We start from the raw sequence: 14,064 nt of genomic DNA, 5'->3' as shown, positions 1-14,064 counted from the left end.
GCTCAGGATGGAACGTGACACATCGAACATGGCACACGGCGCCGCCGTGAGGTACGCTCGAATGTTCACGCGCAACCGCGCGGACGATCGGACAACACGGAATGAACAAGGAAAGAGGACGATATGGTGGACGCACACGATGACGAAGTGTATTCGGCGCAGAACTCACGGCTCATCTGGATCGATTGTGAGATGACGGGACTTGACATCTTCCACGACGAATTGTGTGAGGTGTCCGTCGTACCGACCGATTTCGACCTCAATGTCCTCGACGACGGCATCGACATCGTCATCCGTCCGTCCGACGACGCGATCGCGCATATGAACGATTTCGTGCGCGCGATGCACACCCGTTCCGGTCTCATCACCGAATGGGAACAGGGGTTGAGCGTCGAGGACGCGCAGCAGAAGGTCGTCGAGTACGTGTCGAAGTTCATCCCTGAGGGTGTCAAGCCGCTTCTCGCCGGGAACTCGGTCGGTTCGGACAAGAAGTTCCTCGACCGTTACATGCCCGAATTGATGGAACGGCTGCACTACCGCGTCATCGATGTGAGCACGATCAAGGAACTCGCACGCCGCTGGTATCCGGACGTCTACGAGCACCGTCCGGCGAAGAAGGGCGGGCACCGTGCGCTCGCCGACATCATCGAATCGCTCGACGAACTGCGCTACTACCGCGCGGCGGTCATGGCGCCCGCTCCGGGGCCTGACGCAGCCGACGCGGAGCGCATCGCCAAGGACATCGAACGCACGAGCATCGCCGAATGAGCGGAGGAGACCTGATGACGATGACGGAACCCAAGGATTGGAAGACACTCGACACACTCGACGACATCAAGCTCATCGTCGCGGACATGGACGGCACGTTGCTCGACGCGGACAGCCGCATTCCGCTCGGCTTCGCGCCGATGTTCGACCGTATCACGCAGCTTGGCATACGCTTCGTGCCCGCGAGCGGACGGCAGTACCAGACGCTCGGGAAGATGTTCGCCGATGCGCCGCAGCCGTTGCCGATCATCGCGGAGAACGGCAACGTCGTCGCGCTCGACGGACGGATCATTGAGACGCATGGTGTGAGCGACGACATCGTCGATGAGACGATCGCGATGACGGAACGCACACACGACGACCTCGGTCTCGTCGTATGCGCGCTCGGCGGCGCATATGTGAGCCGCGAGGACGACGCGTTCATCGCCGAAGCGAGCAAGTATTACACGAAACTGACCGTCGTGCCGAACCTGCGCGACGTATTGCGGTACAAGGACGAGAAGATCCTCAAACTCGCGATATTCGACTTCGGTGACGCGCAGGAGATGGCGCGCCGCGAACTCGGTTTCGTGACCGACCCATACATCGCGCTCGCGTCGAGCCCCCATTGGGTCGACATCATGGACAAGCACGTCGACAAAGGCGAAGGTGTCAAGGCGCTCCAACGTGCACTTGGTGTCACATGCGCGCAGACGATGGTCTTCGGTGACTATCCGAACGACATCGGCATGCTGCGCGAGGCCGACTATTCGTTCGCGATGGCGAACGCGCACCCGGACGTCAAGAAGGTCGCGCATTACCTCGCGCCCGCGAACACAGAGGAGGGCGTAATCCGCGTCGTCGATCGGCTGGTGCACTGATGCTGCAGACGGAGGCGCTCGCGATCATGAACGCCGGCGCAAGCGTCTTCCTGACGGGTGCGCCGGGCGCGGGCAAGACATATGCGCTCAACGCGTTCATCGCCGACGCGCGCAAGCGTGGCGCGAGCGTCGCCGTCACCGCGTCGACGGGCATCGCGGCGACGCATATCAACGGACAGACGATCCACTCGTGGAGCGGTCTCGGTGTCGCGAACGCGCTCACCGAGGCGGTCCTCAAGAACGTGCGCACACGGCGGCGCAAGGCGTTGTGCGCGGCCGACGTCCTCGTCATCGACGAAGTCTCGATGATGCATGCGTGGCTGTTCGATATGGTCGACCAGGCGATGCGCGTCGTGCGCCATGACGCACGCCCGTTCGGCGGTGTGCAGGTCGTGCTTTCGGGTGACCTGTTCCAGTTGCCGCCGGTGAGCGTCGGCGCGCGCAACCATGACGTGATCGCGCCGAGTCCGGAATTCGTCTCGTCACGCGAGCGCTATGCGCGTGCGGGGCTCGATCCGGACGGGTTCATCACCGAATCGTTCGCATGGGCCGAGCTCGACCCCGTCATCTGCTATCTGAGCGAGCAGCACCGCCAGGATGACGGCGCATTGCTCGGCGTGCTCACCGACATCCGCGAGGGGCGTGTCACGCAACAGGACCGCGACCTGCTCGTGACCCGGCTCAGCGTCATGCCCGAAGAGGGGAGGACGGCCGTCAACCTGTTCCCGGTCAACCGTCAGGCGGACGCGCTCAATGACCGCAGGCTCGCCGAGATTGATGCGCCGGCACATGTGTTCCACGCGCAATGCGCGGGTCCCGCGAACCTTGTCGAACGCCTCAAGAAGAACATGCTCGCACCGGACGTGCTCACGCTCAAGGCGGGCGCGGAGGTCATGGCCGTGCGCAACGACGCCGACCATCAGTACGTCAACGGCTCGCTCGGCACCGTGAGCGGGTTCGCGCCGGAGAACAAGGGCGGATGGCCGATCGTCGCGTTCGAGAACGGCAACATCGTGACGATGAAGCCAAGCGATTGGGAGCTCACCGACAATGAGAAGACACTCGCCGCCGTCTCCCAGGTGCCGTTGCGCTGCGCATGGGCGATCACGATCCACAAGTCGCAGGGCATGACGCTCGACGCGGCCGTCATGGACCTCAGGCGCACGTTCGCGCCTGGCATGGGCTATGTCGCATTGTCGAGGGTCGGGAACCTCGACGGGCTGTATCTTGGCGGTGTCAACAACCATATGTTCGACGTGAGCGCCGACGCCGTGCGCCTCGACGGCACGTTGCGCGAGCGTTCGGCGCTCGCGGCGCGCATGTTGCACGACGACGGCGCCGCGTCGGTCGTCGCGGCGCAGCGGCATGCGCAGACGTCCGCGGAGGACGGTGAAGAGGACGAGTTCGCACAGGACGAGCTTTTCTGAACACATGTGCCCTGTGCACGCCCTTCGTGAACACGCACCCATGCGCGCGCCGCTACAATGTGGATGGCATATGAAGCGCGTGCGGCAGGCGTCACGCGCGGCCGCAAGGCAGGAGGAAGGCATCATGAAGCATAGGAACGCGTATATCGTCTCGGCGATCGGCGCGGTCGTGCTGTTCGTCGCGTTCGTCATGTACAACGCGCAGCCGGTGCCGCTGTGGAACTGGATCAAACTCTCGGACATCCTCACGATCATCGGTGGACTCATGTTCATCGTGCCGTTCTACCAGCTCTCGGTGCGTACGAAGGCGCGTGAGCATGCGCCGAATCCGTGGGTGTGGCAGGTGCTGCCCGCCGTCGGCATGTTCGTCATGGTCGTCGGACTGCTCATCCCGAACGATTTCGTCAGTTTCGGAGCGGTTGCGCTATGCGACGTGCTGTATTTCATCGGCTGCGCATGCATGCTCATGATCTTCGTCTACCCGTGGCGCATCGTGAACGACGAGATGCTCGAGCACGACATCGAGAACCGCGCGGACGACGCGGCGGATATGGGCGTCGCACGGCCGAAGTCGAAGTGAACGATGCCGCACACGGGTGCGGACCAACGTCACCGCACCCCGCGGATGTCTGCCAATGCGCATAATTTGAGGGGTATGACGAAAGCTCTTCGAATGTCCACCATGTTCCTGCGTACGTTGCGTGAAGACCCCGCCGACGCAGACGTCGATTCCGCGAAACTGCTCCAGCGCGCCGGCTACATCCGCAAGGCCGCGCCCGGCATCTGGACGTGGCTGCCGCTCGGCCTCGCCGTCCTCAACAAGATCGAGGATGTCATCCGTGAGGAGATCAACGGCATCGGCGCCCAGGAAGTGCATTTCCCGGCGCTCCTGCCGCGCGAACCGTACGAGGCGACGCACCGCTGGGAGGAATACGGCGACAACATCTTCCGCCTCAAGGACCGCCATGAGGCCGACTACCTGCTCGCGCCGACGCATGAGGAGATGTTCACGCTCCTCGTCAAGGACATGTATTCGTCCTACAAGGACCTGCCGGTCACGCTCTACCAGATCCAGACGAAGTACCGTGACGAGTTCCGTCCGCGCGCGGGCCTCATCCGTGGCCGTGAGTTCATCATGAAGGACGCGTATTCGTTCACCGTCGACGAGGAAGGCATGCGCAAGGCGTATATGGACGAACGCGGCGCATACGAACGCATCTTCCAGCGCCTCGATCTGGAGTATGTGCCGGTGTTCGCGATGAGCGGCCCGATGGGAGGCTCGGCTTCCGAGGAGTTCCTCGCGCCGATGCCGATCGGCGAGGACACGTTTGCGCTTGCGCCAAGCGGCAAGGCGTGGAACGTCGAGGCACTGCACACGCCCGAAGTCGAGGCGGTCGACTGCTCGGCGACACCGGCGGCGGAAAAGCGCGCGACGCCGAACGCGAAGACGATCGACGAGATGGTCACGTTCGCGAACGAGACGTATCCGCGTGAAGACGGCCGCGCATGGCAGGCATCGGACATCCTCAAGAACGTCGTCGTCGCGGTCAGGCATGCCGAGGATGACGACCATGACGAACCGTGGCGCGAACTCATCATCGTCGGCATCCCCGGCGACCGCACGATCGATATGAAGCGCCTCGAAGCGCAGTTCGCACCGGCGGAACTCGAGGAGGCGACCGAAGAGGACCTCAAGGCGCATCCGGAACTCGTCCAGGGCTTCATCGGGCCGATGGGATTCGGTCCACAGAACGACGCCGACGATGCGCTGCGCTATTTCATCGACGCGCATGTGGCCGAAGGTTCGGCATGGTTCACCGGTGCCGACGAACAGGACGTCGACTACTACGACCTCGTCTATGGCCGTGATTTCAAGGCCGACGGTGTCGTCGAGGCGGTCGAGGTGCGAGACGGCGACATGAGCCCCGACGGCTCGGGCCCGTTGAGCTTCGAACGCGGCGTCGAGATCGGGCAGGTCTTCCAGCTTGGCCTCAAATACTCCGAGGCGCTCGGGCTCAAGGTCCTCGACCAGAACGGCAAGACGGTGCCGGTGTGGATGGGCTGCTACGGCATCGGTGTGAGCCGTGTGCTCGCATGCATCGCTGAGACGCACCATGATGAACGCGGTCTCGCATGGCCGGCGAACATCGCGCCCGCGCAAGTGCACGTCGTCGCGACCGGCAAGGACGAAACGGCGTTCGAGGCGGCCGAGCGGCTCGTCGAACAGCTCGAGGCCGATGGTGTCGAAGTCATCTACGACGACCGCAAGAAGGTCTCGCCGGGCGTCAAGTTCAAGGACGCCGAGCTCATCGGCGTGCCGATCATCGCCGTCGCAGGTCGTGACACCGTGAGCAACGGCACAATCGAGATTCGAGACCGTGACGGTGGCAACAAGGAGGCCGTGCCGGCGGAAGCGGCTGCGCAGGTCATCGCCGACCGTCTTGCGAAGCTGCTCTGAACCACGTTGCCGGCACGCCAGTCCCGCGATGCGGTACGCTACGGCGCCTCCCACCGTACCGTGGTGCGGATTTTTTCGCACCACGGTACGGTGGGAGGCGCCGTAGCGTACCGCATCGCGACAAAGCGTTGCATATGCGATGTGCATAGATGATGGACGATATGCACAGCGCGGATGTGGAAACCTGTGGACAATGGAGTCGGTTTTCCACATTCCGGGCGCGACACACCCGTCCGTACACATACCCCTGTTGTCCTTGCATGGCGGATGCGCCGTCGTCGATAGTGGTGACACAAGCCGGACACGGCACCACACGACACAAGGAGACATGATGGCGATACAACAAGGACAGATCACGATCACCGGCTTCGCCGGCAACGATCCGACACTGCGCGGCGGTCAGGACGAATCGAGGTCCGCATGCCGCTTCCGCCTCGCGAGCACGCGCGGCTATATGGACAGGAACGGCGTATGGAGGGAGCAGGCGACGACGTGGGTCACCGTCAAGGCGTTCCGCACACTCGCGCTCAATGTCGTCAATTCGGTCCGCAAAGGCGACGCCGTCATCGTCACCGGCATCCTGACGACCGAGACGTGGAGGGCGGAGAATGGTGATACGCGCTCAAGCATGATCATCGAGGCGAGCAACATCGGCCATGACCTCAACTATGGCGTCTCCGCGATGCGCAAGATCGCGAAGTCGAACGAACAGACGGCTTCATCAACGCAGCAGGGTGCAGGGAGGACGCCTCAACAAGGCGGCGGCGACCATGACCCCGGATACGGCAACGGCGAACGGCATACGAACGCACCGGTCACGTTCGGCGCGCCACCTGTCGACCCGCAGACGGGTGAGGTCGCGTCCGAAGAGGACATGGCGGCGGTCGTCGCCGAAGCCGCGGCCGTCGCCCAGCGCGCGATGGACCCTCAACCCGTCGGCGCACGCGATGAGTTCGATGACGGCGCCGGCTCCCTATGACCGGGACCCTATGATCCAGCGGGCCCGGCGCCGTCATCGGATTGCGGCACAAGGACGTGTCACCAGATGTGGACGCGTTCCTCGGGCTTGAGCCACATGCGGTCATCCGGCGTGACACCGAAGGCCTTGTAGAACAGGTCGACGTTGCGCGCGATGCCATTCGTGCGGCATTCGGCGGGCGAATGCGGGTCGATCTGCAGATACTGTTCGGCGAGCTCATCGCGGTTCTTCGTGCGCCAGATGAGCGCATAGCCGAGGAAGAAGCGCTGCAGGCCGGTGAAGCCGTCGAGGACCGGGGCGGTGTCAAGCGCCGCCTCGATCGCCGTCGGATCGCCGTCGATCGGCTTGCCCTGCGCCTCGTCAAGCGAGAACGCATAGGCCTTGAGTGCGATGTTGACGCCCGACAAGTCGCCGATGTTCTCGCCGATCGTCAACGCGCCGTTGACATGCGGCGCCATCGACGGATCATCCGCGTACTTCTCCCGCAGCTGCGTCGGCACGAACTGATCGTACTGGTCGATGAGCGCCTTCGTCAGCTGCTGGAAGCGCGCCTTGTCCTCGGCCGTCCACCAGTCCTCGAGCTTGCCTTCGCCGTTGAACTGCGCGCCCTGATCGTCGAAGCCGTGGCCGATCTCATGGCCGATGACCGAGCCGATGCCGCCGTAGTTGACGGCGTCCTCGGCCTCGGGGTTGAAGAACGGCGGTTGCAGGATCGCGGCCGGGAACACGATGATGTTGAGCGTTGGCTCATAGTACGCGTTGACGGTCTGCGGGTTCATGAGCCATTCGTCCTTGTCGACCGGCTTGCCGCATTTGGCCATCTGGTAGCCGAATTCGTACGCGGCAGCCGCGCGCATGTTATCGACGAGCCCGGCGTCGCCGTGCACGTCGAGCGCCGTATAGTCGCGCCAGTGGTTCGTGTAGCCGATCTTCGCCTCGAAATGGTCGAGTTTGTCGAGCGCCTTGCGTTTCGTCTCATCGCCGAGCCAATCGCTGTTGAGGATCGAGACATGGTAGGCATCGATGAGGTTGTGCACGAGCTGCTCCATGCGCGCCTTCGAGCTTTCCGGGAAATGCTCGCGCACATAGATGCGGCCGACGTCCTCGCCGCATATGCCGTTGACGAGCGCGACGCCGCGCTTCCAACGCGCGCGCTGCTCCTTCGCGCCCGAAAGCGTTTTGCCGTAGAACTCGAAGTTCGTCTTGTCGAAATCACTGGACATCATGCTCGCACGTCCGATGATGATGTGTGCGCGCGCCCACAGCTTGAGGTCCTCGACGTCGGTGTCCGCCCAGAACGTGCCGAGGCCCGTGAAGAATGACGGTTCCATGACATTGACGTGCGCGAGCGCGCCAAGCACGTCGACGTCGTAGACATCGGAGGTCTTCGAACGGTCATACGACGTCTGCATCGCGTTCGCCCATGTTTCGATGTCGAACGCGGCGAGCATCGCGCGCAGTCCGGCGAAGTCGGTGGGGTTGTTCGTCTTCTGCGAATCGCGTGTCTCGACGTTCGTCCAATGGTGCGATGCGATCGTCGTCTCGATGTCGAGGAGGCGCTCGGCCTGGCTGCGCGCGTCGTCGGCGTAGCCGGCATGTTCGAGCTGGCGGGTGACCATGAGCACGTACGCGTCACGGATCGGCGCATAATGGTCCTCGCGGTAGTAGGCCTCGTCAGGCAGGCCGAGGCCGCCTTGGCTCATATGCATGATGTTGTTGTCGGGGTCGTTGAAATCGCCGAAGATGTCGAACCCGAACAGGTCGGGGCCGCCGTAGGGGCTCAGTTCCCCGAGGAGCGCGGCCAGCTTGTCTTTCGACTGCACGGCGTCGATGCGGTCGAGGTCGGCGCGGACCGGTGTGACGCCCGCGCGTTCGATCGCGTCGGTGTCGAGGAAGGAACGGTAGAGCGCCTTCGATTTGACGGCTTCGTCGGCGTCGGATTCGAGGATGTCACGGATCTGGGATTCCGCGTTCTCCGCGAGCCGGTCGAACGAGCCGAAGCGCGAACGGTCATCGGGGAGTGCGTAGGTGTCGATCCACGGACCGTTGACGTAGCGGAACAGGTCGTCGGCGGGGGAGATCACGGAGGAGAAGGCTGCCGGATCGATGCCGGATACATAGGTGTTGCTCATGGTTCCACACTATAGAGGTTTTCTGACAACATGTGTGGTGCCGCAAAGGCGTGACGGGGCCTCCCGGCGGCGCTCTCGCGATATGGTGTGCCGTATCGCATACCCGGGTGTGCATAGGTGCGCATCCGGTTATGCGGGGAGGGAAACAATCGCGAAAACAGGCCACCGCGGCGAAAAAATGTACAACACTGGAACCATGGCCGCGACAGGAACACTGACTGCGCGGAAACGTGGCCGCGGATTGCACGGCGGCGCTTATGGGCGTCCCACAGCATGACGCGGCGGGAAGAAAGGAGACATCATGTCTGACATCAATGATTCGCCGAATGACGATTGGGGCCCGTTCAAGCTCGTCGAGCAGTCGCTGCCGACCGGCGCGAAGAACGCGGTGCGCATCGCATACGCCGTCATCGGCCTCGCCGCGCTCGCGCTCGGCATCTGCCTGCTCGTCTGGCCCGGCAAGACGCTTGTCGTCGCCTGCATCATGCTCGGCATCTACTTCCTCATCTCCGGCATCGTGCGTATCGTCAGCTCGATCGTCGAAGTCGGCCTGCCGGCAGGATGGCGCATCCTCGGCATCCTCATCGGCATCATCCTCGTCATCGGTGGCTTCGTCGTGCTGCGCTACACGGCGTTCTCGACCGTGACGCTCGCGATCATGTTCACGCTCGTCGTCGGCATCGGCTGGATCATGGAAGGCATCATGGCGCTCGCCGAATCCTGGTCGATGCGCAGCTCCGGCTGGGCGATCGCGTACGCGATCATCTCGATCATCGCCGGTTTCGCGATCCTGTGCATGCCGACCGCGTCGACCGTCGCGCTCATCATCTTCGGCGGCTGCGCAATGATCGTCATGGGCATCGTCGCGATCGTGCGCGCGTTCACGTTCGGACACGTCTCGAAGCGCTGAACATACCAATGCAGTCCGCGCAGGGCATCCCGCCGCGCGGCATCCGCAAGGCCGGCCATGCTTCATGCATGGCCGGCCTTGCCATGTCAGCGCGGGCGGATGGCATGACGACGCCGCGCAAATGTAAGAAGTGGGGGATAGTGTGGTACTCAAGTCGCTGCAACGATTGGCAAGCGTGATAAAAGGTGGTGGACACTCCATGATCGAACTCAAGACCCCTTCGGAAATCGAAGAGATGAAGCCGGCAGGCCGCTTCGTCGGCGGCATCCTGCATGACCTGCAGGAAAAGACGACGGTCGGCACGAACCTACTCGAAATCGACGAATTCGTGCACAAGCGCATCGTCGACCGCAAAGGGGCCGAATCCTGCTACGTCGACTATGCGCCGGACTTCGGCACGGGCCCGTTCGCGCATTACATCTGCGTATCCGTCAACGACGCCGTGCTGCACGGCGTGCCGTACGACTACAACCTCAAGGACGGCGACCTCGTGAGCCTCGACCTCGCGATAAGCGTCGACGGCTGGGTCGCCGACTCCGCCGTGAGCTTCATCGTCGGCAAGGACAAGGACCACGACGACGTGCGCCTCATCCGGTGCACGCAGGAGGCGCTCGCGGCCGGCATCGCCGCCGCGCAGCCGGGCAACCGCCTCGGCGACATCTCGCATGCCGTTGGCGACGTCGCACGCGCGTACGGCTATCCGATCAACCTCGACTTCGGCGGCCACGGCGTCGGCCACATCATGCACGGCGACCCGCATGTGCCGAACGACGGCAAGGCACGTCACGGCTACAAGCTGCGCCCGGGCCTCGTCATCGCGATCGAACCGTGGTTCCTCAAGACGACCGACGAAATCTACCAGGATCCGAAGGATGGCTGGACATTGCGCAGCGAGGACGGTTCGCGCGGCGCGCACAGCGAGCATACGATCGCGATCACCGAAAGCGGACCGATTGTGCTCACACAGCGCGAAGGAGACCCGATCTCGGCGGAATTCAAAGGATGAGCCAACCCCATCGTCCTCATCGTCGACAATCGTCATGACGTATGAATGATCGATGATGGGGACACGGACGACATATCTGAAGGGACCCCGTGCACGATGCACGGGGTCCCTCAGCATGCCCAGCCGAACGCCGCGCACATCTTGCGCGTCGCTTATGCGCCGCCGCACGCGACACGCGTTTTGAGACACCGACGCGTCAACGAAATACGGATACCTTATAGTGGTCGGCAGTGCCCGGCCCCGTCGGGCGGAAGGAATCGTCACACATACAGGAGGCGGCATGGGCGTAGCGCAGTTGCATGTGGAATCCAATCAGTTCGAATTGCCTGTCGTGAAGGCGAGCGCGGGACCCGACGGCATCGTCATGTCCTCACTGCGCAACGACAATTGGGTCTCGCTCGACCCCGGATTCCTGACGACCGCGCAATGCGAGTCGAAGATCACCTACATCGACGGCGAACATTCGATCCTGCGCTACCGCGGCTACCCGATCGAACAGCTGTGCGAGCAATCCGACTTCCTTGAGGTCTCATGGCTGCTGCGCAACGGCGAGCTGCCGACGCGCGCGCAATATGAACGGTTCGTCGACGACATCAACCACCATACGATGGTCGGCGAGGACTTCCGCACATTCATGGGGGCGTTCCCGCGCGAGGCGCAGCCGATGAGCGTCATGGCGTCGGCGATCAACGCGCTCGCGACGTTCAACCCGGACACGACCGACATATGCGACCCCGACCAGCTTGACGAGGCGGCGACGATCATCATGGCTAAGGCGCGCACGGTCGTCAGCTACATCCTGCGCCGCCGCCGTGACGAGCCGATGCTCTATCCGGATTACGCGCGCGGCTATGTCGATGATTTCCTGCGCATGTGCTTCGCCGTGCCGTATGAGCAGTTCGAATCCGATCCGCTCTATGTGCACGCGCTTGGACGTCTGCTCATCATCCACGCCGACCATGAGCAGAACTGTTCGACGTCCGTTGTGCGCATCGCGGGAAGCGCGCACGCGAACCTGTATTCGGCCGTCGCGGCCGGCATCAACGCGTTGTCCGGTCCGCTCCACGGGGGCGCGAACGAAGCGGTCCTCCGCCAGCTCATGGCGATCCGCGATTCCGGCATGAGCGTGCGTGAGTTTGTCGACCGCGCGAAGCTCAACGGTGACCGCATCTCCGGGCTCGGCCACCGCGTCTACAAGTCCTACGACCCGCGCGCGGCGATCGCGAAGCACTACCTTGAGCGGATCATGGAGCAGACGGCGACGCTCAAGCTGCTGCCGGGCGACGAGGAGCTCTTCGACGTCGCATTGCAACTTGAGGACATCGCGCTGCACGACGACTATTTCGTCTCCCGCCATCTGTATCCGAACGTCGACTTCTACACGGGCCTCATCTACCGCGCGATCGGATTCGGCCCGTCGATGTTCACACCATTGTTCGCGCTTGGCCGCATCCCCGGATGGATCGCCCAGTACCGCGAGATGCTCGCCGACCCGATGACGAAGATCGGCCGTCCGCGTCAGGTGTACACGGGCGAGGTGCTGCGCGACTACGTGCCGATCGACGAACGCGGCTGATTGCGGATCGTCTGACGAAGGGGCGCGCCCGTGCATGCCGGGCGCGCCCCCTTCATTTGTGGTACGGTTCGTGCGCGTTGATTTTGTACGCGCGGTAGACCTGTTCCAACAGGATGACGCGCATGAGCTGGTGTGGGAACGTCATCTTCGAAAAACTCAGCAGCATGTCCGCACGTGCGAGGACACGCGCGTCAAGCCCGAGCGAACCGCCGATGACGAACTGCAGATGGCTTGCACCGTGCAACCCCCAATCCGCGACGCGCGCCGCGAGCTGTTCGCTCGTCAACTGCCGTCCTTCGATCGCGAGCGCGACGACGTAGGCGTTCGCGCGCAGATGCTTGAGGATGCGTTCGCCTTCCTTCGCTTTGATCTGCTCGTTGACGGCGTCCGACGCGTGTTCCGGTGTCTTCTCGTCGGTGACTTCGATGATGCCGACTTTCGCGAACCGAGACAGTCGTTTCGTGTATTCGTCGATGGCGTCGCGCAGATAGCGTTCCTTGATTTTGCCGACACAGACAATATCGATGTTCATCGTCGTTCCTTGTCCTCCTATGATGTGCGCCCGGTGGGATGCATGTCCGGACGATTTTCCGGACATGCATCCCACCGGGCGCACATCGTGTGGATATGGATCCGTCAGTTCTTGTGGAGTGCGTCGTTGAGCGCGATGCCGACCTTGCGCGCACGCGCCTGCACGGCGCCCGTGAGCGAATTGCGGATGAACATGATGTTGTCCTTGCCGCTCAGGTCGGCGCCTTTGACGACGTCGAGCGCGACGCCCGCGGCGGCCTTCTCCTTGTCCCACACTTCGATCTTCGTGCCGGCCGTCACATACAGGCCCGCTTCGACGACGCAATTGTCGCCGAGCGAGATGCCGATGCCGGCGTTCGCGCCGAGGAGCGAATGCTCGCCGATCGAGTTGCGCAGCTTGCCGCCGCCCGAGAGCGTGCCCATGATCGACGCGCCGCCGCCGACGTCGGAGCCATCGCCGACGACGACGCCCTGTGAGACGCGGCCTTCGATCATGCATGTGCCGAGCGTGCCGGCGTTGAAGTTGACGAAGCCGGCGTGCATGACCGTCGTGCCTTCGCTCAGGTAGGCGCCGAGGCGCACGCGGTCGCCGTCGCCGATGCGCACGCCGCTCGGCACGACGTAGTCGAGCATGCGCGGGAACTTGTCGATCGCGAGGACGTTGACGTCGGCGTGCATGCCCGGCATGCCGGCGCCGGCGTTCTCGTTCATGACGTCGAGGCGGCGCAGTGCGAAGTCGTCGACGGCGAACGGGCCGTAGTTCGTCCACACGACGTTGTTGAGCGCGCCGAAGATGCCGTCGAGGTTCATCGAGTTCGGCTTGACGAGGCGCATGCTCAGCAGGTGCAGACGCAGATAGGCGTCGGCGGCGTCCTCGATCGGCGCGTCGATGTTCGCGGCCGTGAACACCGGCACACGCTTGACGCCGCGCGCGTCGGGACCGTCGTGCACGAGCGCGCCGAACCCGTGGTTCGGGCGGTCGGCTTCGGCGGGTGCCTCACCCAATTTCGCCTTCGGATACCATACATCCAGCGTGTTGCCGGCGGCGTCGATGCTCGCCAGACCCCAGCCCCACGCCTTGCGCTGTTCGGCCATAGTGTCTCCTTCATGCTCATATACGGTGCTGCGGCCACTCCGCGCACTTCCAAGGCAACGATACAACGCGGCCCGCGCAAGCGCGCCTCGCGGTCTTACCGCCGCGAGCATAGCCGGAGCGGCTCGGGTAGCGGATGCAGTATACTTTGTGTGCTGTGAGCGCCAAAAAGAACTTTCAAGACCAGCACCGTGAGGGGCACAGCCATGATGCCACGCGCATCGTGGCCATTGTTGTTGCCGTCGCGCTGATGCTGAGCTTTGCCGCGCCGTTCGTATTCGCTGGTCTTTGACCACGCGGGCCGCTGTGACGCCCTGCGCCGGC

At 63.4% G+C, this 14,064-nt stretch carries 13 protein-coding genes; 10 read left to right on the top strand and 3 right to left on the bottom strand.

Going from position 1 to position 14,064, the window contains the following annotated elements:
- Positions 1–123: 123 nt before the first annotated feature.
- The 6 genes from orn to B1526_RS02565 all read left to right on the top strand — a co-directional run bounded on the left by orn (position 124) and on the right by B1526_RS02565 (position 6,492).
- Positions 124–768, top strand: coding sequence for an oligoribonuclease (gene orn, locus B1526_RS02590; RefSeq protein WP_095614548.1), 645 nt, complete (start codon positions 124–126; stop codon positions 766–768).
- A gap of 14 nt (positions 769–782) precedes the next feature.
- Complete coding sequence (locus B1526_RS02585) at positions 783–1,628, top strand: Cof-type HAD-IIB family hydrolase (protein WP_407640982.1); 846 nt, start codon at positions 783–785, stop codon at positions 1,626–1,628.
- Positions 1,628–3,055: an ATP-dependent DNA helicase gene (locus B1526_RS02580; RefSeq protein ID WP_095614547.1), complete on the top strand. Its 1,428-nt coding sequence runs from the start codon at positions 1,628–1,630 to the stop codon at positions 3,053–3,055. The genes B1526_RS02585 and B1526_RS02580 overlap by 1 nt, the downstream gene beginning before the upstream one ends.
- Positions 3,056–3,125: 70 nt before the next feature.
- Positions 3,126–3,635: a permease gene (locus B1526_RS02575; protein ID WP_235606997.1), complete on the top strand. Its 510-nt coding sequence runs from the start codon at positions 3,126–3,128 to the stop codon at positions 3,633–3,635.
- A gap of 75 nt (positions 3,636–3,710) precedes the next feature.
- Positions 3,711–5,513, top strand: coding sequence for a proline--tRNA ligase (locus B1526_RS02570; protein ID WP_235606996.1), 1,803 nt, complete (start codon positions 3,711–3,713; stop codon positions 5,511–5,513).
- A 328-nt stretch (positions 5,514–5,841) separates the two neighbouring features.
- Positions 5,842–6,492 carry a single-stranded DNA-binding protein gene (locus tag B1526_RS02565; protein ID WP_157908676.1) on the top strand — a complete coding sequence of 217 codons (651 nt, stop codon included), beginning with the start codon at positions 5,842–5,844 and terminating at the stop codon, positions 6,490–6,492.
- A 59-nt stretch (positions 6,493–6,551) separates the two neighbouring features.
- Here B1526_RS02565 and B1526_RS02560 read toward each other — a convergent pair whose 3' ends face one another.
- A complete protein-coding gene (locus B1526_RS02560) occupies positions 6,552–8,624 on the bottom strand; it encodes a M13 family metallopeptidase (RefSeq protein WP_095614544.1) in 2,073 nt (690 codons plus the stop codon).
- A 301-nt stretch (positions 8,625–8,925) separates the two neighbouring features.
- On the opposite strand from B1526_RS02560, the gene B1526_RS02555 reads away from it, so the two are divergent.
- From B1526_RS02555 to B1526_RS02545, 3 genes are all read left to right on the top strand, one after another.
- Positions 8,926–9,534 (top strand): HdeD family acid-resistance protein, encoded by a 609-nt coding sequence (locus B1526_RS02555; RefSeq protein ID WP_095614543.1) that lies wholly within the window; start codon positions 8,926–8,928, stop codon positions 9,532–9,534.
- A 199-nt stretch (positions 9,535–9,733) separates the two neighbouring features.
- Positions 9,734–10,540, top strand: coding sequence for a type I methionyl aminopeptidase (map, locus tag B1526_RS02550; protein ID WP_095614542.1), 807 nt, complete (start codon positions 9,734–9,736; stop codon positions 10,538–10,540).
- 280 nt (positions 10,541–10,820) lie between these two features.
- Positions 10,821–12,116 (top strand): citrate synthase, encoded by a 1,296-nt coding sequence (locus B1526_RS02545; RefSeq protein WP_095614541.1) that lies wholly within the window; start codon positions 10,821–10,823, stop codon positions 12,114–12,116.
- A gap of 52 nt (positions 12,117–12,168) precedes the next feature.
- Here B1526_RS02545 and rlmH read toward each other — a convergent pair whose 3' ends face one another.
- Together rlmH and dapD are read right to left on the bottom strand one after the other, a co-directional pair.
- Positions 12,169–12,648, bottom strand: coding sequence for a 23S rRNA (pseudouridine(1915)-N(3))-methyltransferase RlmH (rlmH, locus tag B1526_RS02540; RefSeq protein WP_095614540.1), 480 nt, complete (start codon positions 12,646–12,648; stop codon positions 12,169–12,171).
- A gap of 104 nt (positions 12,649–12,752) precedes the next feature.
- Positions 12,753–13,742 (bottom strand): 2,3,4,5-tetrahydropyridine-2,6-dicarboxylate N-succinyltransferase, encoded by a 990-nt coding sequence (dapD, locus tag B1526_RS02535; RefSeq protein ID WP_095614539.1) that lies wholly within the window; start codon positions 13,740–13,742, stop codon positions 12,753–12,755.
- Between the two features lie 155 nt (positions 13,743–13,897).
- Here dapD and B1526_RS09365 point away from each other — a divergent pair, with 155 nt between their 5' ends.
- Positions 13,898–14,032, top strand: coding sequence for a hypothetical protein (locus B1526_RS09365; protein ID WP_268802220.1), 135 nt, complete (start codon positions 13,898–13,900; stop codon positions 14,030–14,032).
- The last annotated feature ends 32 nt before the right edge of the window (positions 14,033–14,064 follow it).

Source organism: Bifidobacterium criceti, assembly GCF_002286935.1.
Classification (GTDB): domain Bacteria; phylum Actinomycetota; class Actinomycetes; order Actinomycetales; family Bifidobacteriaceae; genus Bifidobacterium; species Bifidobacterium criceti.
Note: the sequence above shows the minus strand (reverse complement) of the source record. Positions and strands in the feature narration are given on the sequence as shown.

What these genes read in the sequence shown, in the direction of transcription:
- orn (WP_095614548.1), top strand. Translation starts at nt 124, where the DNA reads ATGGTGGACGCACACGATGACGAAGTGTATTCGGCGCAGAACTCACGG.
- B1526_RS02585 (WP_407640982.1), top strand. Translation starts at nt 783, where the DNA reads ATGACGATGACGGAACCCAAGGATTGGAAGACACTCGACACACTCGAC.
- B1526_RS02580 (WP_095614547.1), top strand. Translation starts at nt 1,628, where the DNA reads ATGCTGCAGACGGAGGCGCTCGCGATCATGAACGCCGGCGCAAGCGTC.
- B1526_RS02575 (WP_235606997.1), top strand. Translation starts at nt 3,126, where the DNA reads ATGAAGCGCGTGCGGCAGGCGTCACGCGCGGCCGCAAGGCAGGAGGAA.
- B1526_RS02570 (WP_235606996.1), top strand. Translation starts at nt 3,711, where the DNA reads ATGACGAAAGCTCTTCGAATGTCCACCATGTTCCTGCGTACGTTGCGT.
- B1526_RS02565 (WP_157908676.1), top strand. Translation starts at nt 5,842, where the DNA reads ATGATGGCGATACAACAAGGACAGATCACGATCACCGGCTTCGCCGGC.
- B1526_RS02560 (WP_095614544.1), bottom strand. Translation starts at nt 8,624, where the DNA reads ATGAGCAACACCTATGTATCCGGCATCGATCCGGCAGCCTTCTCCTCC.
- B1526_RS02555 (WP_095614543.1), top strand. Translation starts at nt 8,926, where the DNA reads ATGTCTGACATCAATGATTCGCCGAATGACGATTGGGGCCCGTTCAAG.
- map (WP_095614542.1), top strand. Translation starts at nt 9,734, where the DNA reads ATGATCGAACTCAAGACCCCTTCGGAAATCGAAGAGATGAAGCCGGCA.
- B1526_RS02545 (WP_095614541.1), top strand. Translation starts at nt 10,821, where the DNA reads ATGGGCGTAGCGCAGTTGCATGTGGAATCCAATCAGTTCGAATTGCCT.
- rlmH (WP_095614540.1), bottom strand. Translation starts at nt 12,648, where the DNA reads ATGAACATCGATATTGTCTGTGTCGGCAAAATCAAGGAACGCTATCTG.
- dapD (WP_095614539.1), bottom strand. Translation starts at nt 13,742, where the DNA reads ATGGCCGAACAGCGCAAGGCGTGGGGCTGGGGTCTGGCGAGCATCGAC.